Source organism: Paraburkholderia dipogonis (assembly GCF_046027395.1).
GTDB classification, from domain to species: Bacteria; Pseudomonadota; Gammaproteobacteria; order Burkholderiales; family Burkholderiaceae; genus Paraburkholderia; species Paraburkholderia dipogonis_A.
On record NZ_JAQQEG010000008.1, the window covers coordinates 140,647 to 162,319 of the forward strand.

Genomic DNA, 21,673 nt, shown 5'->3' on the forward strand with positions numbered 1-21,673 from the left:
GCGCTCGAACTTACTCCCGTTGCCGCACGTAACGCCCCGGCGCCGGTTCGATCACCGGGAAGTCAGCCGAGCCGGCCGTGGCGCGCGGCTTCACCTTCTTGCCACCGTACTGATCGAGCCAGGTGGTCCATTCGGGCCACCAGCTGCCGGGGACTTCGGTCGCCTGATCGAGCCATTCTTCCGGGTTCTCCGGCAGCGACTTGACGTCGCCGTCCAGCATCCAGAAATTGCGCTTTTTCTTCGCGGGCGGATTGATCACGCCGGCGATGTGACCCGACGCGCCGAGCACGAATTTCAACGGCCCGTTCAGGAGCGGCACCGACGCGTACGCCGTTTGCCACGGCACGATATGGTCTTCGCGCGAACCGTAGATGAAGGTGGGCACGTCGATCTTCGACAGATCGATCGGCTCGCCGCACGTGGTCAGCGCACCCGGCTCGCGCAGACGATTCTCGAGATACGTATTGCGCAGATACCAGACATACATCGGGCCCGGCAGACTGGTCGAATCGCTGTTCCAGTACAGCAGGTCGAACGGCACCGGCGTGCGACCTTTGAGGTAATTGTCGACGACGTAGTTCCACACGAGATCGTTCGGGCGCAGGAACGAGAACGTGTTGGCGAACTCGATGCCGCGCATCAGTCCCGGCTGCGTACCGTTCTTGCCGCCGATGGTCTGCTCGCGCATCTGCACATGCGCCTCGTCGACGAACACGTCGAGCACGCCCGTGTCCGAAAAATCGAGCATGGCGGTGAGCAGCGTCATGGACGCGGCCGGATGTTCGCCGCGCGCGGCGGCCACTGCCAGCGCCGCGGCGAGCATCGTGCCGCCGACGCAGAATCCAAGCGTATTGATCTGTTCGCGCCCACTGATCTTGCTCACCGTATCGATGGCGGTGAGCACGCCCTCGCCGATGTAGTCGTCCCACGTTTTATGCGCGATCGATTGATCGGCATTGCGCCACGAAATCAGGAACACCTGGTGCCCCGAATCGAGCCCGTGAGCGACCAGCGAATTCTCCGGCTGCAGATCGAGAATGTAGAACTTGTTGATGCAAGGCGGCACGATGAGAAGCGGCCGCTCACGCACGGTCGCCGTGCGCGGCTTGTACTGGATCACCTGCATCAGGTCGTTTTCGAACACGACCGAGCCCTCGGTGTTCGCGAGATTTTCACCGACCACGAAACCCGATTCGTCGGTCTGCGAGATCTTGCCGCGCTGCAAGTCGCCGAGCAGGTTCATCACGCCCTGGCGCAGGCTCTCGCCCTTGCTGTCCAGCAAGGTCTTTTGCGCTTCCGGATTCAAGGCGAAGAAGTTGCTCGGCGATGCCGCCGCGGTCCACTGCTGAACGGCGAAACGGATGCGCTCGCGCACCTTGGGTTCGATGTCGAGTGCGTCGACCATTTCCTGCAGATAGCGCGCGTTCAACAGATACCACGCGGCAGTGAATGCATAGGCCGGCGCCGAACTCCATGCGTCGGAGCTGAAGCGGCGGTCCTTGAGTTGGGGCGCCTGAGTCGCGGACGTGGCGGCTTGCTGGATCAGCTCCATCGCCTCGCGTGAATAATCAGCCTGCAGTTTCTGTAGACGCTCGGAGGGAATGGCCGCGCTCGGTATATTCAGACCGGCGAAGGACGGCATGGCGGGCATCGATCCCGCCGCGAGTTTGCTGAAGTCCGGCATGCCGGGAAACGACGGCATTTGCGGCAGACCCATTTGAGGCATTTGCAGCGGCATCTGAGGCATCGCGAAAGGCATGCTGCTACCGCCAGGCGATGTGCCGAGCGAACGCCATGCGTTCATCCAGGCGTCGAGAAACTGCTGCATGCCTGCGGCCGGTGTTGCACCGCTCGTACCGGCCTGCTGCGTGTGCTCCGTCGAGGAGTCCGTGCTGGGGGAAGCTGAGGAATGTGAAGCTGCCATACCTGCTTTTGACCGGTAAGTCCTTGCGGACGGGTTGAGAGGCAGGTTCGTGCGCACGTGAGCCATTGCTCGCGACCTCGTCACGCCCTGTCCCTTGTACGAGGAGCCGTGAGGAACATTCTTGCTCCCCATCGCAAGGCATGTCAATGCTTGTTCCCGATTTTGCCGCAGTGCGATAGTTTTTTAATTATCGTTTTCCCTGTGTAGAAGAACGCGCTTTTGGAACACGCGTGGTTCGAGGCACATGGGAACGAAAAAAGCTCCCAAATTGCATAGGCTTATGTGCACTTATCCGTTCGCGGGCGGACAGTTTTGGCGGCAGATTTACGCCAGCGTCCGGAATTCTGGCAGTGCAGCAAAAACGCCTGCGCTTCTCCGAACAAACCCTCATAGGTGTGCTTGCGGGCAAAGGTCGTGCGAGAGATGGAAATGCTCAGACCAGCATGCCCACATGCGCGACGTCGCGCCGTGCGGACGTCGTGATGCGGGCATGTGTGCCTTGAATTTCGCCGGAAAATGGCCGCGCGCGATGCGCGTCGCAAGTCAGTCCGCGATGGATTGCGCCTGATCGTCCAGCCAGATCAACGCGGCCATGCGGCCGGTCTCGCGATCGCGGCGATAGGAATAGAAACGCTCACGTTGCGTGACCGTGCAGAGATCGCCGCCGGCAATGCGTGTCACGCCGAGCCGCTGCAGACGCAAACGCGCCAGCGCGGGGAGATCGGCGAGATATTTGCCAGGATTGTGCGGATGCTCGACGAAGGCGTTTGCCGTCGCATCGCGTTGTGCGGCGCCGACGCCATTCATGAAGGCGTCACGCACGTCTGCGCCGACTTCAAAGGCGTCAGGACCGATCGACGGGCCGAGATAAGCGTGCAACGCGCCCGCCTCCACGCCGGCAAGTTCGGCGACGCGCTGCGCCGTCTGTTCGACGATGCCCGCCGCCAGCCCGCGCCACCCCGCGTGCGCCGCGCCGACCGCGCGGCCGGCGTCGTCGCAGAACAGCACCGGCATGCAATCGGCCACCATCACGACGCACACAGTGCCGGGGCGATCGGTGACGCTGGCATCGGCGCGCGTCGGCGCGCCGTTCGCACGCGCCTGTGCGAGCACCTCTTCCGCACGCACGATGCCGGCGCCGTGAATCTGTTCGAGCCACGCGGCCTCGCTCACGCCGGCCAGCTTCAGCAGACGCGCGCGATTGGCCGCGACCGCGGCCAGATCGTCACCGGATTTCATGCCCAGATTCAGGCCTCCCGGCAAGTCCGCGCCGTTCTGCCAGCGGCCGAACGGCGCTTCGCTCACGCCGCCGTCACGCGTGGTGACGAGCGCGCGCACGCGAGGCGAGACATTCCATGCGGGTTGCACGACATCGGCAAAGCTCAGCTCGGGCACATTCATGCGTGGTCGTCCTCGTCGTGTTCGTCGGCTTCATCGCCCGCTTCGTCGTGATCGAGTGCGCCGTCTTCATCGGCGTCCTCGTCGAGCGACGCATCGTAGTCGTCTTCCTCGTAGTACGTCTCGTCGAACTCGCCCGCGTCGTCGCGGCCAAGGCCGAGCGCCGCCGACAGCGCCTCCATGTCCGCCGGCGCATCGGCGCGCCACTGCATCGTGCGGCCGGTCTGCGGATGGATCAAGCCGAGGCGCCATGCATGCAGCGCCTGGCGCGCGAAGCCGTCCGGCAACGGCGTGACCGAACGCTTGCCACGGGCGCGCCCATACACCGGATCGCCCAGCAGCGGATGACCGATGTGCGCGCAATGCACGCGAATCTGATGGGTGCGCCCGGTTTCGAGATCGCAATGAATCGCCGTAACCGGCTGACGCTGCCAGATCGCCGAATCGACACGCCGGAAGTGCGTACGCGCGGGTTTGCCCGAGGCGCTCGTGACCACGGCCATCCGCGTGCGTTCGCGCGGATCGCGGCCGATCGGTGCGTCGATCGTGCCCTCTTCGGGCATGTTGCCCCACACCAGCGCGAGATAACGGCGCTTCACCGTGCGCGCCTGCAACTGGCGCACGAGGTCGGTCTGCGCTTCGAGCGTGCGCGCCACCACCATCAGGCCGGAGGTTTCCTTGTCGAGCCGGTGCACGATGCCCGCGCGCGGCAGGCCCGCCGCGGCGTCGCCATAGCGGTACAGCAGACCGTTGAGCACGGTGCCGCTCCAGTTGCCGGCCGCCGGATGCACGACCATGCCCGCCGGTTTGTTGATGACCACCAGCGTGTCGTCTTCATAGACGATGTCGAGCGGCACCGGCTCCGGCGTGAACGCGAGCTGCTCGGGCAGCAGATCGGGCACCAGTTCGATGGTCGCGCCGAGCGGCACCGGCTGGCGGATTTTCGCGGGCTTGCCGTCGATCCGCACCCGCTCGGCCTCAATCCAGCTTTGCAGACGGTTGCGCGAGAACTCGGGAAAAACCCGCGCGAGCACCTTGTCCAGACGCTCGCCGGCCATCTCGTCGGGCACGACGACGCTGCGCGGCGTCTCGTCCGCCACGCGGCTCGCCACTGTCGGCACGTGGCTGGGCGGAACGGCGGCGCCGAGCGCGTCGCTGCCGAGATCGTCGTCGAGGGAATCGACGCCCAACGCGTCGGAGGGGTCAGCGCTTACGCTATAATCTTTGTTGCTATTCCCGGCACCGGTTGCGGCGCCTGGAGTATTTGAGCGGGTCATTGAGTCTGGGTCACCTGGACGTAAAGCTAGACTGGAAAATGCGAGCCTTGAACACCATCACTAAAGCGGCGATCAATTTGGCGGCCATCAAGAAGGCAGCCCGGAAAGTGGCCGGATACATTGCGTGCGCCGCAGCCGTCGCCGTTGTCGCGGCTTGCCACGGCCTGCCGGAAAAGACCGACGAGACGGCAACGTGGAACAACAACAAATTATATACGGAGGCGAACGACGCCCTGAGCGGTGGTGACTTCGGCAAGTGCGCCAAGTACTTCGAAATGCTCGAGGGGCGCGATCCGTTCGGCCACTTCGCCCAGCAGGCGCAGATCAACGTCGCGTACTGCAACTGGAAAGACAACGAAAACGCCGCCGCCGACCAGGCCATCGACCGCTTCATCCAGCTGCACCCGGATCATCCGGACATCGCTTACGCGTACTACCTGAAGGGCATGATCCACTTCAACGACGACCTCGGTCTGTTCGGCCGCTTCTCCGGCCAGGACATGAGCGAGCGCGATCCGAAGTCGCTGCGCGAGTCGTATGACGCCTTCAAGGTCGTCGTGGACAAGTACCCGAACAGCAAGTATGCGCCGGACGCCGCGCAACGCATGCGCTATATCGTGAACGCGCTGGCCTCGCACGAAGTCCACGCGGCGGATTACTACTACCGCCGTGGCGCCTATGTTGCCGCGATCAACCGCGCACAACTGGCGCTCACGCAATACAAGAACGCACCGGCTATCGAAGACGCATTGCACATCATGATGCTGTCGTATCAGAGGCTGAACCAGCCGCAACTGGCCGACGACACGAAGCGCGTGCTGGCCGGCACCTTCCCCGACAGCCCGTACATCACGGGTCATGCAAGGCCGGGTAAGGAAAAGTCGTGGTGGCAGTTCTGAGCCGCGCGACACGCTGAAATGCAAAACGCCACGACTTGGGTCGTGGCGTTTTTGTTTGCGCCTTACCTTGCCGGCGGCGCCACTCAATCCCGCTCGAACAACGCAATCGACTCCACATGCGACGTGTGCGGGAACATGTTGACCACGCCCGCACCCACCAGCCGGTAGCCCGCCTCATGCACGAGCAGGCCGGCATCACGGGCGAGCGTCGCCGGCGCGCACGACACGTAGACGATGCGCTTCGGCAGCGGTCCATTGCCGCTCTGGGCAATCTCCACCAGCGCCTTGGCGACGGCCAGCGCGCCTTCGCGCGGCGGATCGATAAGGAACTTGTCGAAGTGGCCGAGCGCGCGCATGTCGTCGGCGCTGACGTCGAACAGGTTGCGGCACGCGAACGACGTATGCCCCGCCACGCCGTTCAGCTCGGCATTGGCCAGCGCGCGCGCGGTCAGCACTTCGCTGCCTTCGATCCCCACCACTTCCCTCGAAATGCGCGCGAGCGGCAGCGTGAAGTTACCGATCCCGCAGAACAGATCGAGCACGCGGTCCGTGCGCGCCGGCGCCAGCAACCGCAATGCGCGGCTCACCAGCACGCGGTTGATGGCGTGGTTCACCTGGGTGAAGTCGGTCGGCTTGAACGGCATGCGGATGTCGTATTCCGGCAGCGTGTAGTCGAGTTCCACGTCGAGCGGATAGAACGGTGTGACCGTGTCCGGCCCGCCCGGCTGCAGCCAGAATTGCACCTTGTGCTCGTCGGCGAAATCGCGCAGCACCTGCTCGTCCGCGGCCGTGATGGCCTCCAAATTGCGCACCACCAGCGCCGTCACCGACGAACCGACCGCCAGTTCGAGCTGCGGCATGCGGTCGTAGATGGACAGCTTGCGAACCATGAATCGCAACGGCATCAGGATGGCCGACACATGCGGCGGCAGCACTTCGCAGGTCTTCATGTCGGCGATGTAGCTGCTCTTCTTCTCATGGAAGCCGATCCGCATGCCGCCCTTTTCCGGCAGGAAACGCACGGCCAGCCGCGCACGGTAGCGATAACCCCAGGACGGCCCGTGAATCGGCCGGAACACCGTTTCCGGGCGCAGCTTCGCCAGATGCTGCAAGTTGTCTTCGAGCACGCGCTGCTTGACCGCCACCTGCGCGCGGATATCGAGATGCTGCATCGAACAGCCGCCGCAGATATCGAAGTAAGTGCATTTCGGCTTGGTGCGCATCACGCTTTCACGGAACACCTGGACCACTTCGGCTTGCTCGAATTTCGGCTTGCTGCGATGCGTCGAATAGCTGACGCGCTCGCCGGGCAACGCGCCTTCGACAAAGATCACCTTGCCGGGCGTACCGTCTTCGGTCTCGGTGCGGCCGACGCCGCGCGCTTCCATATCGAGCGAAACGATTTCGATGACCGGCTCGTTGCCGGTGACGACGTGTGCCGGCGCGGGCGGGGGCGTCTTGTAGCGCTTCGGCGCGCGGCGATGGGGGGCAGTTCGGGACACCTGCGACTTCCTGACAAACTTGGGGAAAGGCGAGATTGTAGACGAAGCGCCGCGCCTGGCTGTCATTCGGCGCGGCGCGAATGGCCGGCGCACGCGTTATGGCCGAGCGTGACGCGGGCTGGAGACTACAGCGTCTGCACTCCCAGCGAACGGGCCGCAGCGGCATTGCTATCCTGCGCCCGGCGAGCCCTTCACGACTCGACCCCGAGAGCAGCTTACTGATCGAATGCCGCCAGATACCCGGCCCATTGCGGCGCCGTTTCCAGCGCCAGCGCGTTCTTGACCAGGTTGATTTCGTCAGCATACTCCGCAGGCGAGAAAGCGCCGCGAATCAGTTGGAAGCGGCAATAGAGCAAGTACGTATTGACGACGTCAGTCTCGCAGTAATTACGGATTTCCTCGATGCGCCCTTGCTGGTACGCGTGCCACACCTGGCTGCCGTCCATGCCCATTTTGCCGGGGAAGCCACACATCTTGGCGAGTGCGTCGAGCGGCGCGTTGGCGCGCGCCTGGTACATGGCGAGCACGTCCATCAGATCCGTGTGACGCGCGTGATAGCGGCTGATGTAGTTGTTCCACTTGAACTCGCGGTCGTCCTCGCCGAGATCCCAGAAACGGTAGGCGGGAATGCCGTTGACGAGCGCCCGGTAGTTCAGCACCGGCAGGTCGAATCCGCCGCCGTTCCACGACACGAGCTGCGGCGTGTACTTCTCGATCACGCGATAAAACGACTGCACCAGCGCCGCCTCGCCGTCTTCCAGCGTGCCGAGCGAGCGCACCCGGAAACCGTTGTTGTCGCGGAACACGCAGGAAATCGCCGCAATCCGTTGCAGATGATGCGGTAGGAAATCGCTACCGGTCTTTTCGCGGCGCGCGGCGAAAGCGTGCTCGGCGACTTCGGCGTCGCTCAGGTCGGCGGGCAAATCTTCGAGGCGGCGAATGCCGGCGACATCGGGAATCGTCTCGATGTCGAAAACAAGAATCGGTGTCATCAGGTTATAGAACGGCGTCCTTCCGAACACCGTTGGAGGCGAAGAAGCGCTTCAACCGCACGAGCGCTTCCTGTTGGATCTGGCGCACACGCTCGCGCGTGAGGCCCATTTCGTCGGCCAGCTCTTCGAGCGTGGCGGGTTCGATGTGATTCAGGCCGAAGCGGCGCTCGATCACATGACGATGCTTGTCCGACAAGCGCGCGAGCCACGCACGTGTCAGCGTTTCCAGTTCGCGGTGCTGCACTTCGGCATCCGGCGATTGGCTCTGGTCGTCTGACAGCAGATCGAGCAGGCTGCTCGCCGGATCGAGATCGAGCGGCGCGTCCAGCGACGCGGTGTGCTCGTTCAGCGCGAGGATGTCGGTGACTTCGTCGGTGGTCTTGCCGGTCAGATAGGCGATGTCGTCGATGCTGGCGTCGCGGCGCTCGGCGGCCTCGCCGGAATTCATCGAATTTTTTTCCAGATGGCGCTTGGCGCGCAGCACCTGGTTGAGCTCGCGAATCACGTGCACCGGCAAACGGACGGTGCGCGCCTGGTTCATGATGGCGCGCTCGATACTCTGGCGAATCCACCACGTGGCGTAAGTAGAAAACCGGAAGCCGCGCGTCGGATCGAATTTTTCGATGGCGTGCATCAGGCCGAGATTGCCTTCCTCGATCAGATCGAGTAGCGGCACGCCGCGATTCAGGTAGCCCTTCGCGATGCTGACGACGAGCCGCAAATTGCGCTCGATCATGACCTGCCGCGCTTCGAACTCGCCCGCCTTGGCAAGACGCGAATACTTCTGCTCTTCCTCGACGGTCAGGAGCGGCTTGACGCTGATACGGTTCAGGTAGTGCTGAATCGTGTCGGCCGTCAGCTCGGCTTGCAGCAGCGCGCGGAAATCGTCCGCGTCCGGCGCGGCTTCGCTCGCGCCTTCGCGGGTCTCGCCGGCTTCGTCGGCGCTGCCCTGGCGTTCGTCGAGCTCGCGCTCCTCTGCGATCTCCTCTTCCACTTCCGAAGCGCCGCTTTCCTCCACCGAAGCGGACATAGCGTGGCTGATCGTCTCAGACTCGGCTTGCGGCGGGCGGCGCTTCGATTTCGGCATGGTCGTATCGCTTATTGCGGCGGCAAATACTTCAGTGGGTCGACAGGTTTACCCTGCCGGCGAACTTCGAAATGCAACATCACACGGTCGGAATCGCTATTGCCCATCTCGGCGATCTTCTGCCCCTTCGTTACCGCGTCTCCCTCTTTTACCATCAAAGCGCGGTTATGTGCATACGCCGTGAGATAAGTTGCATCATGCTTGATGATAATGAGATTGCCGTAACCACGCAGCCCATTTCCGGCATAAACCACGCGACCGTCCGCCGACGCCTTCACCGGATCGCCCGCAGCGCCGCCGATATTCACGCCCTTGTTGGTCGAATCGTTGAACGTGCCGAGCAGCGGCCCGCGCACCGGCCACGCGAAGGCCACGTTGCCGGACGCGCCGGCGTTCGAGTCGCTAGCCGCGCCCAGGTTGGCGGGCGGCGTCAGCGACGCGTTGTTCGTGGTGGAACCGTAGATCGGCGGCGCCGCGACGCCGGCTGCGCCAGCGGTCCCAGCCGCCGCCGGCGGCGTGCTGCCAAGCGGTGCGCTTTGCACCGCACCACCGCTGCCGATCGGCGCGGTCGACACGCCCGGCGTCAGCGCCGCGGTGTTCGCACCCGGCGGCACGACGCGCAGCAACTGGTCGACTTCGATCTGATTCGGGTTGGTCAGATTGTTCCATGCCGAAATGTCGCGGTAGTTCTGGCCGTTCTCCAACGCGATCCGGTACAGCGTGTCGCCCGGCTTCACGCGATAGTAGCCAGGCGGCGGCGGTCCGGGCGGCACGGCCGGCTGCGCAGCTTGCGTGCCGAGCGCGCCGCCGCCGGAGCGGTCGACGACCGGCGCCTGATCGAGCCGGGATGCGCAGGCCGTCATCAACAGGGACAAGGCGAGCACGCACACGCTACGTTGGGTTACGGTCATGGGGACATTCAGGCTGGTTCTTTGCATCGCGCGCAACATACTCATCGGTGTCAAATCACTCCGGATTTTAAGGGTACAAAGAAAACGCGATCAAGCCGCGACTCGCGCCACTGCGCGGGCCCGAGGCGCTCGACCAGAGTCAGCACCTGGTTCTGGCCGTCCTGCGAGCCGACCGGCGCGACCAGACGGCCGCCGATCGCGAGTTGTTCAAGTAATGCTTGCGGTACGTCGAGCCCCGCCGCGGCGATCACGATCGCGTCGAACGGCGCCGCCGACGGCAGTCCCAACCGGCCATCGCCGTAGTGCAGGCGGATGTTCGGAATGCGCAGCGGACGCAAGTTCGTCTTCGCGCGTTCGGACAACGGCTTGATGCGCTCGATCGAGTAAACCTCGCGCGCGACCTGGCTCAGCACGGCCGCCTGATAACCGCAGCCGGTGCCGATTTCGAGCACGTTGTTCAGCGCGCGGCCGGCGGCGGCCAGTTCGATCATCCGCGCGACCACCGACGGCTTGGAGATCGTCTGGTGATGACCGATCGGCAACGCCGCATCTTCGTAGGCCTGGACCGCGAGACCGGGGTCGACGAACATGTGGCGCGGCACCACCGACATCGCGTTCAACACGCGCTGATCGGTCACGCCATTCGCACGCAGGCGTTCGACCATCCGTTCGCGAACCCGTTCCGATGTCAGCGCCATCGCGCCGTTCAAAGCGACGTTCGGCGCGGCGCTGCGCTCGTTGGATCGGGCAGCGGGTTTGGCTGATGTAGTCGATTGCGGCGCCGCACGCGCGGTTGAACTTTGAACGAGCGGCTTGGCCGGCGTTTTAACGGAAGGCGCGGCCATCGGCTTCGGCGGCGTCACCGCCGAGGGCTTGGCTTGCGGCTTCATCTGCACCGCGGTCTGCGCCCTCGCCTGCTTGGATTGGGACTTACCCGTGGATCCGAGCGGCGCGTTCTTCGCGGGTTGCTGACGCGCGTTCAGTGCCGCGCTCGCGGCCAGCGCCGCCGCGCGGATTTCGCCTGGGCGTCCCTCGGGCCGGCGCGGTTCGCGCACCAGATCCTCGAGGCCGAGCGGAAAGCGCTTGGCGCGCTCGCTGGTCATGAAGCGCCGCTGCCTGCGCGCGCCCAGTCGCGCGCAGCGGGCAGCATTTGCGTATGGGTCAGGTCGAGCTGCAGCGGCGTGATCGACACGTGGCCGTTGGCGACGGCGTGAAAGTCGGTGCCTGCGCTCGCGTCGCGCGCGCTGCCCGCCGGACCGATCCAGTAGATCGGTTCGCCGCGCGGGTTGGTCTGGCGGATGACCGGCTGCGACGGATGCCGCTTGCCGAGGCGCGTGATCTGCCAGTCGCCGAGTTGCTCGTAAGGCAGATTGGGAATGTTGACGTTCAGGAGCGGATGCCCGGGCAACGGCTGCTGGAGATAATGCGCGACGATTTCAGCGGCGACGCGCACGGCGTCGTCGAGATGCACCCAGTCCTTGTCGACCAGCGAGAAGGCAATGGCCGGCACCCCGAACATGATGCCCTCGGTGGCGGCCGCGACAGTGCCCGAATAGAGCGTGTCTTCGCCCATGTTCTGACCGTTGTTGATGCCCGAGACCACGAGGTCCGGCGTATGGTCGAGCATGCCCGTGAGCGCGATGTGCACCGAGTCGGTGGGCGTGCCGTTCACGTAATAGAAACCATTGGCCGAGCGCAGTACCGAGAGCGGCCGCGACAGCGTGAGGGAATTCGACGCGCCGCTGCAATTCTGTTCGGGTGCCATCACGGTGACGTCCGCGATCGGCTTGAGCGCTTCGTAAAGCGCAGCAAGGCCGGGCGCCAGATAACCGTCGTCGTTGCTGAGTAGGATTCGCATGCGGCGATTGTAACCGAGGAAAGAAGACGCGCGAACGACACGGCAGGCCATGCGCACGACGTATGCAACACGCACGCGTTGGCAGCGCGAATAGCTGGTGCGAGTCGCGTGCCGGACACGCGTGGGTCGCTCGCTGATCGTTGCAAGGCAATAAAAACGCACGGTCGTTCTGATTGTTTTACACTCAGAATACTTCCGAACCCCTGATCGATATGGAGACACGATGCGCGCGATTCGCTGCAAACAATATGGGCCGCCGGAGAGCCTGGTCGTCGAAAACCTGCCGGACCTCGAGCCGTCGCCAGGCCACGTCGTGATCGACGTCAAAGCCGCAGCCGTCAACTTTCCCGACGTGCTGATCATCGAGAACAAATACCAGTTCAAACCGCCGCTGCCCTTTACACCCGGCTCGGAAGTCGCGGGCGTGGTGCGCGCGGTCGGCGCCGACGTCACGCAGTTCAAGCCCGGCTCGCGGGTGGTCGCCTTTACCGGTCAGGGCGGTTTCGCGGAGCAGGCGCTTGCGCCGGCCGCGGCCTGCGTGCCGTTGGCGGACGATGTCGACTTCGAGCTGGCCGCGGCGTTCACGCTGGCGTACGGTACTTCGCATCACGCCGTGGTCGATCGCGGCGCGTTGCAGGCGGGTGAGACGATGCTGGTGCTGGGCGCGGCCGGCGGTGTCGGACTCGCGGCCGTCGAGATCGGCAAGGCGCTCGGCGCGCGCGTGATCGCGGCGGCGTCGAGCGACGAGAAACTCGCGACCTGCGTCAAGCACGGCGCGGACGCCACCATCAACTACAGCACCGACGATCTGCGCGAGCGCATCAAGGCGCTCACCGACGGTAAAGGTCCGGATGTGATCTACGATCCGGTCGGCGGTGTGTATGCGGAGCCGGCGTTTCGCAGCATCGGCTGGCGTGGGCGCTATCTGGTGGTGGGCTTTGCAAACGGCGAGATTCCGAAGCTGCCGCTCAACCTGACGCTGCTCAAAGGCGCGAGTCTGGTCGGCGTGTTCTGGGGCGACTTTGCGAAGCGCGAACCGCAGCACAATCACGCGGCGTTTCAACAGATGACGCGGTGGATCGGTGAAGGCAAGCTCAAGCCGTATGTGTCGGCGCGCTACTCACTCGAGGACACGGGACGCGCGTTGCGGGACATGGCGGAGCGTCGCGTGATCGGGAAGGTAGTGGTGACGCCTTAGTCCTGGCGCGACCAATTCGTTCTGCTCGGAGCCAAAAGAAACGACGCGCGGTTTTCCAACCGGCGCGTCGTTTTCATTGAGCCTTGCGCGTATCAACCCCGCGCCTCGCCGACCTACAACTTTTCCGTATCACCCGTCTTGGGCTGCCACTTCATCAAGCGCCGCTCGCCAATGCCGACGATGGCATCCAGAATCAGCGCAAACGCGGTCAGCACCAGAATCCCGGCAAACACGGTATTGATATCGAAGGTGCCTTCGGCCTGCAGAATCAGATAGCCGACGCCGCGCGCCGAACCGAGATACTCCCCCACCACCGAGCCGACGAACGCCAGCCCCACCGACGTATGCAAGCTGGAAAACACCCAGCTCATCGCGCTCGGCAAGTAGACGAAGCGCAGCAACTGCTTGCCGTTCGCGCCGAGCATGCGCGCGTTGGCGAGCACGACAGGACTGACTTCCTTCACGCCCTGATAGACGTTGAAGAACACGATAAAGAACACCAGCGTGACGCCGAGCGCCACTTTCGACCAGATGCCCAGTCCGAACCACACGCCGAAGATGGGCGCGAGAATCACGCGCGGCATCGAGTTGGCAGCTTTGATATACGGATCGAACAGCGCGCTCGCGAGCGGCGAGAGCGCGAGCCACAAACCGACGCCGAGCCCGAGCGCAGTGCCGAGCGTGAACGCGAGCACGGTTTCGACCAGCGTGATCCACAGGTGCAGATAGATCTCGCCGCCCGTGAACCACTCCCAGATCCGCTGCAGCACTTTCTGCGGCTCGCCGAAGAAGAACGCGGCTTTGTTGGGGTCGTCGAAATAGAACGCCGGCAGCAGCGTCGGGCTGGTCAGCACGTACCAGAGCACGAAGCACAGCACCAGCAGCAGCCATTGCCAGATCACCAGATTCGCCCGGTTCGGGCGCAACGTCTTCCACATGACTCAGTTTGCCTAGGACGATTGATTGAGGCCAATACGTGACGCGTTTAAACGGCGGTGAGTTGCTGCTGATAGCCTTTGAGCACCTCGTCGCGCAGCACGCTCCAGATCTGCGCGTGCAATTCGACGAACCGCGGATGCGAGCGGATTTCGGCAACGTCGCGCGGACGCGGCAGATCGATCGTGAATTCGCCGATCGGGTGCGTGCCCGGCCCGGCGGACAGCACCACCACGCGGTCGGACATCGCGATCGCTTCGTCCAGATCGTGCGTGATGAACAGCACCGCTTTGCGTTTCGCGGCCCACAAGTCGAGCAACTCGTTTTCCATCAACTGACGCGTCTGGATATCGAGCGCGGAAAACGGCTCGTCCATCAGGATGATGTCCGGATCGAGAATTAGCGTCTGCGCCATCGCGACGCGCTTGCGCATGCCGCCCGACAACTGATGCGGATAACGATCGCCGAAGCCGCCGAGCCCGACGCGCTTTAACCACTCGTCGGCTTTGACGCGGGCTTCGACGGGCGGCACGCCGTGGAACGCGAGACCGGCAATGACGTTGTCGATCGCTGAGCGCCATGGCATCAGCGCGTCGGCCTGAAACATGTAGCCGGCGCGCCGGTTGATGCCTTTGAGCGGCTCGCCGAACACGCTGACCGTGCCCGACGACGGCCCCAGCAAACCCGCGCCGACATTCAGCAGCGTGGATTTTCCGCAACCGGTCGGGCCGACCACCGAAACGAACTCGCCCGGCGCGATGCGCAAAGTGGTGTCCTTCACCGCCGTGTAGCGCTGCGCGCGGTTGTCGCGCGCGGCGAACGTGCAAGTGATGTTATCGAGCGCCAGTGCGGCAACGGTCATCGTTCAGCTCGCTTCGAAGATCGGAGTTGGTTTGTCATCACAACATGGCTAGCGGCGCCGAGGCTGAGGCGAACGCGCTCGAGTTGCCTCGCAGCCCGAACGCCAGGCCCGACTGTCAAGCCTTGACGGTGGTCAGCGCTTTCTTGACGAAGTCGTTGGTCCACGTCTTCGACAGATCGATCGGCTTGCCCTGCACGTTCGGGTCGAATGCCTGCAAGGTCTTCAGCGACGTCGCGGGGCCGTCCGCCGGCATCAGGCCATCGGGCGACATCGCTTCCTTCACGTGCTGCCACGCGTCCAGATACACCGCGCGGTCGCCGAGCAGGTAGCCTTCAGGCACCGTGTTGATCAGTTCGCTGCCAGTCGCCGTTTGCAGCCACTTGAGCGCGCGCACCATCGCGTTGGTCAGCGCCTGCGTGGTGTTGGGATTCTTCGTGATAAAGCTTTGCGACGCATACAGACAGCCCGCCGGCATATCGCCACCGAATACGCTGCGCGTGTCGGTCAACGTACGCGTGTCCGACACCACGCGAATCTCGCCGGTGCGCTCGAGCTTGGTCATGACCGGGTCGAGATTGGCGATCGCGTCGATCTGCCCCGACTGCAACGCGGCGATGGCGCCGGCGCCCGCGCCCACGCCGATAAACGCGACGTCTTTTGCGCTCAGCCCGGCTTTAGCCAGCACGAAGCTCGCCATGATCGAGGTCGACGACCCCGGCGCGGTCACGCCGATTTTCTTGCCCTTCAGATCGGCAATCGACTTGTAGTTCGGCATGGTCTTCTTCGAGACCGCGAGCACGATCTGCGGCGCGCGTCCCTGCAGGACAAATTCGCGGAACATCTGCTTTTGCGCCTGCAGCAGCAAGGTGTGCTCGAACGCGCCGGACACCACGTCTGCGCTGCCGCCGACCGCCGCCTTCAATGCCTGCGAGCCGCCGGCGAAGTCGGAGATTTCGACGTCGAGCCCTTCGTCCTTGAAGTAGTTGCGGCGCTCCGCGATGGTGAGCGGCAAGTAGTAGAACAGGTTCTTGCCGCCGACTGCGATCGCCACCTTGCTAGTTTCAGGTTTGCCCTGCGCGAAAGCGAGTGGCGTGACGGCGAGCGTGGCGCCCGCGAGTGCGGCGGTGCCGGCGAGAAAGCTTCTCCGTTGCATGGTCTCGAGTCTCCAAACTTTTGTTGTCCGGTTTTCTGTCCGGCTTTTTTGCCGGCTTTCTTTGCTGCCGCCGCGCTCGTGAGCGCCGCGTTTGTATCCGCGTTTGTATCCGTGTTCGAGTCACGGCTTGCGCGACGCTGTTGGCGCGACATCCGTGAATCACGCGCGGCGAGCATGCCCGCGCGGCGCGCTTACTCAAACGATCTGTTGCGCGTGCAACCTTGCAATGTGGTCAGCATCATAACCTAGCGATTGCAGGACTTCATCGGTATGTTCACCCAGTTCCGGGCCCAGCCAGCGCGTCTCGCCCGGCGTGGCCGAGAGCTTCGGCGTGACCGACGGCAGCGTGATTTCATGGCCGTCCTGCCACTTGAAACGCTGGATCATCTGACGCGCCATGAACTGCGGATCGGTGAACATGTCCGCCACGCTGTAGATGCGGCCCACCGGCACGTCGGCCGCATTCAACACGGCGAGCGCTTCGTCGATGGTGCGCGTGGCGAGCCACGCCGCAATCGCGCCGTCGATTTCCTGAGTGCGCGGCACGCGGCCGTCGTTGTGTGCGAGCGCCGGATCGTTCGCGAGATCCTCGCGCTCGATCGCGATCATCAGACGCCTGAAGATCGGATCGCTATTGCCGCCGATCACGATGCTGCCGTCGCGGCACGGATACGTATTGGACGGCACGATACCCGGCAGCGACGCGCCGGTGCGCTCGCGCACCATGCCGTACACGCCGTATTCGGGCACCACGCTTTCCATCATGTTGAAGACGGCCTCGTACAACGCGACGTCCACGACCTGCCCCTTGCCGCCGTTCACCTGCTTGTGATGCAGCGCCATCAGCGCGCCGATCACGCCGTGCAGCGCGGCAATCGAATCGCCGATCGAAATGCCGATGCGCGGCGGCGGCAAATCCGGATAGCCGGTGATATGGCGCAAGCCGCCCATCGATTCGGCGATCGCACCGAAACCGGGCCGGTCGCGATACGGACCGGTCTGGCCGTAACCGGACAGGCGCACCATCACGAGGCCGGGATTTTCTGCCGACAGCACGTCATAGCCGAGCCCGAGTTTCTCCAGCAAACCCGGCCGGAAATTTTCGACGACGATGTCCGCTTCTTTCGCGAGGCGCCGCACGATCTCCTTGCCCTCTTCGGTCTTCAGATTGATCGTGACGGACTTTTTGTTGCGCGCTTGCACGGCCCACCAGAGCGACGTGCCGCCGACTTCCGGATAGAGCTTGCGCCACTTGCGCAGCGGGTCGCCGCCCTTGGGATCTTCGATCTTGATGACGTCGGCGCCGAACTCGCCGAGAAAACGCGCGGCGAACGGACCGGCGATCAGCGTGCCGAGTTCCAGCACCTTGACGCCGGCGAGCGGGCCTTGAGGCGCTGCGCTCGCGCCTGTTTCAGGGGTAGCGCTCATGTGTCTCCTTTTGTCGACCAGAGTTGGCGCTTTAGCGCCTTACTCCGGTCCCATGCAAAGCTGTCGGCCAGAGTTGGCGCTTTAGCGCCTTACTCTGGTCCCATGCAAAGCTGTCGGCCAGAGTTGGCGCTTTAGCTGTCGACTGCAGTTCGTGCTTTAGCGCGCTACTCCGGTCCCATGCAAAGCACTTACTCCGGTCCCATGCAAGATAGTTTGCCATTCTGATCCTGACGCGCGTTGCGTTGCGTTCCGTTGTGGCAGGTGCCTTGCGCTACATCGAGCGACGGTCGAGCATGGCGCGGGCAATCGTGCCGGCGTCGACATACTCGAGTTCGCCGCCCACCGGCACGCCGCGCGCGAGGCGCGTGACGGCGAGGCCGCGCGCCTTGAGCGTCTGCCCGAGGTAATGCGCGGTCGCCTCGCCTTCGTTGGTGAAATTGGTCGCGAGCACGACTTCCTTGACGACGCCATCCGACGCGCGTCTGACCAGCCGGTCGAAATGAATCTCCTTCGGACCGATGCCGTCGAGCGGACTGAGGCGTCCCATCAGTACGAAATAGAGGCCGCGATAGGTCATGGTCTGTTCGAGCATGATCTGATCGGCCGGCGTCTCGACGACACACAGCAAGGTGGGATCGCGTTCCTCGTCGAGGCAGACCTCGCAGATCTGCGCTTCGGTGAAGGTGTTGCACTTCTCGCAGTGCTGCAGATGTTCGGTGGCGAACAGCAGCGAGCGGCCGAGTTTTTCGGCGCCGTCGCGGTCGTGCTGCATCAGGTGGTACGCCATGCGTTGCGCGGACTTCGGCCCGACACCGGGCAGCGCGCGCAGCGCTTCGACGAGCGCCGACAAGGCGGAAGGTTGTTTCATGCGGATCGGCGTCGAAGTGGGTGTTGCCCGGCTATCCGGGTGGCGATGCGGTTGATTCTGGCAGTGTTTATCATTCTGGCGATGGCCTGTTCGAGGGTGCGCGATGCGCCTCCGGGCGAGCCACGGCCAGTTGAGCCAGGCCGGAACACGCGCGCAGCGAGTGTCGCACTGACAGCCTGTGCGACTCGCGTGTTCCGCTGTTCCATTCGCGTCGCGGCGACAGCAACCGCGGCGCGTACGCCGCCTCGCGGCGGCGGCGCTCAGAACGGCAGCTTGAAGCCCGGCGGCAGCGGCAAGCCCGAAGTCATGCCGCCCATCTTTTCCTGGGCGGTGGCTTCGGCCTTGCGCACGGCGTCGTTGAACGCAGCGGCGACGAGGTCTTCCAGCATGTCCTTGTCGTCGGCGAGCAGGCTCGGGTCGATCGATACGCGGCGTACGTCGTTTTTGCAAGTCATCGTCACCTTCACGAGACCGGCGCCCGACTGCCCCTCGACTTCGATCAGCGCGAGTTGCTCCTGCATCTTCTTCATGTTTTCCTGCATCTGCTGGGCTTGCTTCATCAGCCCGGCGAGTTGGCCTTTCATCATGGACATGCTCCTTCTTGATAGCGTGAAATTCGGAAATCGGGCGCGCTATGGTATGTCGCGCGGCGAATCAGTGGACCGACGGCGCGCCGTTCGAGCCGGCGTCCGGAGTAATCGGGCGAATCGAGCCGGGCACGATGCTCGCGCCGAACTCGCGGATCAGCGACTGCACGAACGGGTCGGCGCCGATCTCGCGCTCCGCTTCCTGCTGACGCTGCGCGCGCATGGCGGCGTCGTGCGCGGCCGCCGTGCGGCGCGCCGGACCGACTTCGACCAGCACGTCGACAGTCTGGCCGAGCTTGTCGGCGAGCGCGGTTTTCAGTTTAGCGACCTGCGTGGCTTCCGCGTACTGCGGCACCGGCACGTTCAGCTTGAGCGTGTTGCCTTCCAGCGCCATCAGTTCGCTGTTGAACGCGAGCTGATATGAAATGCCCTTGAGCGGCAAGTCGACAGCGAGCGCCGGCCAGTCGCCCTTGAAACCCAGCGGATCGAGCGGAACGGCGGGCGGCAGCGGACGTTGATCGACCACCGGTGCTTGTGTGGACGCCGCGGCGGTACTCACGCGGACGTCGTCCGGGCCGCTGCCGAAGACGGGCATGTAGCTGTCGTCCGGCAGGCCGTAGTAGCCTTCGTCCGCGGCGGTGAGCGGCATGTATTCGTCGGGCGGCATGTCGTCCCACGGCGGCACCGACGAGCCGCTTTGCTCAGCGCCGTTGCGTTGTGCGGGCGATGACGGCGCTGACCCTGCGGCGCGGGCGGCCGCTGTTGCCGGCGCGGCATTCTGCTGCGAAGCACGGCGCGGCGCCCCCGGCGTTGGCACGGGAACGACGACGCGCGGTGCGGCTGGTTTCGGCGTAGCCGGCGCGGCGGGTTTCGCGGCCGCTGCCGCGGTCGCGCGGCCACGGTCCGAGGACACTTTCAAACCGGCGCTGCGCAGGACGTCGAGCGCGGCGCTCGCGCCGCCTGCGCGACGCGGTGCGCTATCGCCTGCGGATGACGGTTCCTGCGACGGTGCTGCTGCGGCGGCCTGCTCGGTGCGTGCGAGCGCGGCAGCTGCGGGTGCGCTTAGCGAAGACTCGGGCGCTGCGTCATCGAGGGAGGCCGCAGCGGGGACTTCAGTGGTGGCCGAACCATCGGGGCCAGCGGTTACGGAAGCTTCGTTCGCCGCCGAAGCGGCGGGTGCGTCATCCCACGGCGCCAAGGCGGCGGTCGCAGAGGCTGCAGACGAGACTGGCGACGCGGATGCCGCGGCGGCATCGTCCACCGACTGCAACGGCGCCGAATTCACGTCTTGAACAACCGGCGCCGACTCGGCGGTGATTGCCGGCTCAGCGTCAAGTGATTGCTCTGCTGCCACGCCTTGAGGAGAATCCGGCGACGTCGGTTGAATGCGGCTAACAGCAGGCTGCACTTCAACCGGGCTATTGGCTTGCTGCGCGGGATGCGTCGCAGGCTCGACCGATGCGCCAACCGCTGCGGCGCCCTTGTCGGCCACAGCAGCATTGCCCGGCTGCGTTTCACGAACCGGCGCAGTGGCGTTCACGCTCGCACCACGCGAGTTCCCCAGCACAGCGCTTGCAGCCGCGATCGCAGGCGCTCCCGACGCACCCTGCTGCGCGGCCACAGCCGGCGCACCGGCACGTTTCGCCCCACTCGCTCCCGCCTGGCCAGACGCACGCGCCGAACCCACGGCACCACCACCTGTCGGCGCCGGTTCGAACGCAAGCATGCGCAGCAGCGTCATGGTGAAGCCGGCGTACTCGTCCGGCGCGAGACCTAGTTCGCTCCGGCCGATCGTCGCGATCTGATAGAACAATTGCACCTGCTCGGCGCTCAGCGCTTCGGCGAAGCGGCGCAGGTCGGCCGCCTCGGGCCACTCGTCCAGCACCGACGACGGCGCAAATTGCGCCCACGCGATCCGATGCAGCAAACTCGCCAGATCTTGCAGCGCCGTCGAAAACGACAGGCTGCGCAACGCCATCTCGTCGGCGACCGACAGCACCGCGGCGCCGTCGCCGTCCGCGAGCGCGTCGAGCAGACGAATCAGGTAGCTCTGATCCAGCGCGCCGAGCATGCCGCGCACGGCTTCTTCATTCACCTGATTGGCCGAATAAGCGATCGCCTGATCGGTCAGCGAGAGCGCGTCGCGCATCGAACCGTCGGCCGCGCGCGCGAGCAGGCGCAGCGCCTGGGCGTCGTACGGCACCTTCTCTTCGCCGAGAATGTGCTCGAGATGCGACACGATATGGCCGGCCGGCATCTGCTTCAGATTGAACTGCAGACAGCGTGACAGCACCGTGACCGGAATCTTTTGCGGATCCGTCGTGGCGAGAATGAACTTGACGTGCGAAGGCGGCTCTTCCAGCGTCTTCAACATGGCGTTGAAGGCGTGGTTGGTCAGCATGTGCACTTCGTCGATCATATAGACCTTGAAGCGCGCGTCCACCGGTGCGTAGACGGCGCGCTCCAGCAGCGCCGCCATTTCGTCGACGCCGCGATTACTCGCCGCGTCCATTTCCACATAATCGACAAAGCGCCCTTCGTCGATCTCGCGGCACGCGCGGCATACGCCGCACGGCGTGGAGGTCACGCCGGTTTCGCAATTCAGCGCCTTGGCGAAGATGCGCGACAGCGTGGTTTTGCCGACGCCGCGTGTGCCGGTAAACAGATAGGCATGGTGCAGACGGCCGCCGTCGAGCGCGTGCGTGAGCGCGCGCACCACGTGCTCCTGTCCGACGAGCGAAGCGAAATCCTTCGGCCGCCATTTGCGTGCGAGAACTTGATAGGTCATCCGGA

18 protein-coding genes are annotated in these 21,673 nt (G+C 64.4%); 2 read left to right on the top strand and 16 right to left on the bottom strand.

From position 1 onward, the window contains the following. Positions 1-10: 10 nt before the first annotated feature. The 3 genes from phaC to PQR32_RS10560 form a co-directional block, all read right to left on the bottom strand. Positions 11-1,828: a class I poly(R)-hydroxyalkanoic acid synthase gene (gene phaC / locus PQR32_RS10550; protein WP_408225687.1), complete on the bottom strand. Its 1,818-nt coding sequence runs from the start codon at positions 1,826-1,828 to the stop codon at positions 11-13. Positions 1,829-2,467: 639 nt separating this feature from the next. After that, positions 2,468-3,325, bottom strand: coding sequence for a peptidoglycan editing factor PgeF (pgeF, locus tag PQR32_RS10555; RefSeq protein WP_408225485.1), 858 nt, complete (start codon positions 3,323-3,325; stop codon positions 2,468-2,470). Beyond that, entirely contained in the window at positions 3,322-4,599 is a 1,278-nt protein-coding gene (locus PQR32_RS10560) for an RluA family pseudouridine synthase (RefSeq protein WP_408225488.1), read from the bottom strand. Before PQR32_RS10560 ends, pgeF begins: the two co-directional genes overlap by 4 nt. Positions 4,600-4,637: 38 nt before the next feature. On the opposite strand from PQR32_RS10560, the gene PQR32_RS10565 reads away from it, so the two are divergent. Then, entirely contained in the window at positions 4,638-5,498 is an 861-nt protein-coding gene (locus tag PQR32_RS10565) for an outer membrane protein assembly factor BamD (RefSeq protein WP_408206290.1), read from the top strand. A gap of 83 nt (positions 5,499-5,581) precedes the next feature. Here PQR32_RS10565 and rlmD read toward each other — a convergent pair whose 3' ends face one another. From rlmD to surE, 6 genes are all read right to left on the bottom strand, one after another. Further along, positions 5,582-7,000 carry a 23S rRNA (uracil(1939)-C(5))-methyltransferase RlmD gene (rlmD, locus tag PQR32_RS10570; protein WP_408225492.1) on the bottom strand — a complete coding sequence of 473 codons (1,419 nt, stop codon included), beginning with the start codon at positions 6,998-7,000 and terminating at the stop codon, positions 5,582-5,584. A gap of 215 nt (positions 7,001-7,215) precedes the next feature. Next, positions 7,216-7,992: a 3'-5' exonuclease gene (locus PQR32_RS10575; RefSeq protein WP_408225495.1), complete on the bottom strand. Its 777-nt coding sequence runs from the start codon at positions 7,990-7,992 to the stop codon at positions 7,216-7,218. Between the two features lie 4 nt (positions 7,993-7,996). After that, a complete protein-coding gene (gene rpoS / locus PQR32_RS10580) occupies positions 7,997-9,079 on the bottom strand; it encodes an RNA polymerase sigma factor RpoS (protein WP_408225498.1) in 1,083 nt (360 codons plus the stop codon). Positions 9,080-9,090: 11 nt separating this feature from the next. Further along, on the bottom strand, positions 9,091-10,035 hold the full coding sequence (locus tag PQR32_RS10585; RefSeq protein WP_408225501.1) for a peptidoglycan DD-metalloendopeptidase family protein: 945 nt from the start codon (positions 10,033-10,035) through the stop codon (positions 9,091-9,093). A 5-nt stretch (positions 10,036-10,040) separates the two neighbouring features. Then, the gene (locus tag PQR32_RS10590) at positions 10,041-11,093 is read right to left on the bottom strand and encodes a protein-L-isoaspartate(D-aspartate) O-methyltransferase (protein WP_408225504.1); all 1,053 of its coding nucleotides are present in this window, start codon (positions 11,091-11,093) and stop codon (positions 10,041-10,043) included. Further along, complete coding sequence (surE, locus tag PQR32_RS10595) at positions 11,090-11,848, bottom strand: 5'/3'-nucleotidase SurE (protein ID WP_408225507.1); 759 nt, start codon at positions 11,846-11,848, stop codon at positions 11,090-11,092. The genes PQR32_RS10590 and surE overlap by 4 nt, the downstream gene beginning before the upstream one ends. Positions 11,849-12,071: 223 nt before the next feature. Between surE and PQR32_RS10600 the strand changes: the two genes are divergently transcribed. Next, on the top strand, positions 12,072-13,046 hold the full coding sequence (locus tag PQR32_RS10600) for an NADPH:quinone oxidoreductase family protein (RefSeq protein WP_408225510.1): 975 nt from the start codon (positions 12,072-12,074) through the stop codon (positions 13,044-13,046). Positions 13,047-13,159: 113 nt separating this feature from the next. Here PQR32_RS10600 and PQR32_RS10605 read toward each other — a convergent pair whose 3' ends face one another. The 7 genes from PQR32_RS10605 to dnaX form a co-directional block, all read right to left on the bottom strand. Continuing rightward, positions 13,160-13,984 carry an ABC transporter permease gene (locus PQR32_RS10605; protein ID WP_310812065.1) on the bottom strand — a complete coding sequence of 275 codons (825 nt, stop codon included), beginning with the start codon at positions 13,982-13,984 and terminating at the stop codon, positions 13,160-13,162. Between the two features lie 47 nt (positions 13,985-14,031). After that, complete coding sequence (locus tag PQR32_RS10610; RefSeq protein ID WP_408225514.1) at positions 14,032-14,844, bottom strand: ABC transporter ATP-binding protein; 813 nt, start codon at positions 14,842-14,844, stop codon at positions 14,032-14,034. A gap of 115 nt (positions 14,845-14,959) precedes the next feature. Beyond that, entirely contained in the window at positions 14,960-15,997 is a 1,038-nt protein-coding gene (locus PQR32_RS10615; protein WP_408225517.1) for an ABC transporter substrate-binding protein, read from the bottom strand. A gap of 195 nt (positions 15,998-16,192) precedes the next feature. Continuing rightward, on the bottom strand, positions 16,193-17,425 hold the full coding sequence (locus tag PQR32_RS10620; protein WP_408225520.1) for a CaiB/BaiF CoA transferase family protein: 1,233 nt from the start codon (positions 17,423-17,425) through the stop codon (positions 16,193-16,195). Between the two features lie 271 nt (positions 17,426-17,696). After that, a complete protein-coding gene (recR, locus tag PQR32_RS10625) occupies positions 17,697-18,293 on the bottom strand; it encodes a recombination mediator RecR (protein WP_011488245.1) in 597 nt (198 codons plus the stop codon). A gap of 260 nt (positions 18,294-18,553) precedes the next feature. Continuing rightward, positions 18,554-18,880, bottom strand: coding sequence for a YbaB/EbfC family nucleoid-associated protein (locus tag PQR32_RS10630; RefSeq protein WP_007182071.1), 327 nt, complete (start codon positions 18,878-18,880; stop codon positions 18,554-18,556). Positions 18,881-18,947: 67 nt separating this feature from the next. Beyond that, positions 18,948-21,668: a DNA polymerase III subunit gamma/tau gene (dnaX, locus tag PQR32_RS10635; protein ID WP_408225523.1), complete on the bottom strand. Its 2,721-nt coding sequence runs from the start codon at positions 21,666-21,668 to the stop codon at positions 18,948-18,950. Positions 21,669-21,673: the final 5 nt, after the last annotated feature.

Excerpts from the sequence above, each read along its gene's own strand:
- PQR32_RS10565 (WP_408206290.1), top strand. The coding sequence starts at position 4,638 with ATGCGAGCCTTGAACACCATCACTAAAGCGGCGATCAATTTGGCGGCC.
- PQR32_RS10630 (WP_007182071.1), bottom strand. The coding sequence starts at position 18,880 with ATGATGAAAGGCCAACTCGCCGGGCTGATGAAGCAAGCCCAGCAGATG.
- surE (WP_408225507.1), bottom strand. The coding sequence starts at position 11,848 with ATGCGAATCCTACTCAGCAACGACGACGGTTATCTGGCGCCCGGCCTT.
- pgeF (WP_408225485.1), bottom strand. The coding sequence starts at position 3,325 with ATGAATGTGCCCGAGCTGAGCTTTGCCGATGTCGTGCAACCCGCATGG.
- PQR32_RS10600 (WP_408225510.1), top strand. The coding sequence starts at position 12,072 with ATGCGCGCGATTCGCTGCAAACAATATGGGCCGCCGGAGAGCCTGGTC.
- rpoS (WP_408225498.1), bottom strand. The coding sequence starts at position 9,079 with ATGCCGAAATCGAAGCGCCGCCCGCCGCAAGCCGAGTCTGAGACGATC.
- PQR32_RS10610 (WP_408225514.1), bottom strand. The coding sequence starts at position 14,844 with ATGACCGTTGCCGCACTGGCGCTCGATAACATCACTTGCACGTTCGCC.
- phaC (WP_408225687.1), bottom strand. The coding sequence starts at position 1,828 with ATGCAGCAGTTTCTCGACGCCTGGATGAACGCATGGCGTTCGCTCGGC.
- PQR32_RS10575 (WP_408225495.1), bottom strand. The coding sequence starts at position 7,992 with ATGACACCGATTCTTGTTTTCGACATCGAGACGATTCCCGATGTCGCC.
- PQR32_RS10605 (WP_310812065.1), bottom strand. The coding sequence starts at position 13,984 with ATGTGGAAGACGTTGCGCCCGAACCGGGCGAATCTGGTGATCTGGCAA.
- dnaX (WP_408225523.1), bottom strand. The coding sequence starts at position 21,668 with ATGACCTATCAAGTTCTCGCACGCAAATGGCGGCCGAAGGATTTCGCT.
- PQR32_RS10560 (WP_408225488.1), bottom strand. The coding sequence starts at position 4,599 with ATGACCCGCTCAAATACTCCAGGCGCCGCAACCGGTGCCGGGAATAGC.
- PQR32_RS10620 (WP_408225520.1), bottom strand. The coding sequence starts at position 17,425 with ATGAGCGCTACCCCTGAAACAGGCGCGAGCGCAGCGCCTCAAGGCCCG.
- PQR32_RS10615 (WP_408225517.1), bottom strand. The coding sequence starts at position 15,997 with ATGCAACGGAGAAGCTTTCTCGCCGGCACCGCCGCACTCGCGGGCGCC.
- PQR32_RS10590 (WP_408225504.1), bottom strand. The coding sequence starts at position 11,093 with ATGACCAGCGAGCGCGCCAAGCGCTTTCCGCTCGGCCTCGAGGATCTG.
- recR (WP_011488245.1), bottom strand. The coding sequence starts at position 18,293 with ATGAAACAACCTTCCGCCTTGTCGGCGCTCGTCGAAGCGCTGCGCGCG.
- PQR32_RS10585 (WP_408225501.1), bottom strand. The coding sequence starts at position 10,035 with ATGAGTATGTTGCGCGCGATGCAAAGAACCAGCCTGAATGTCCCCATG.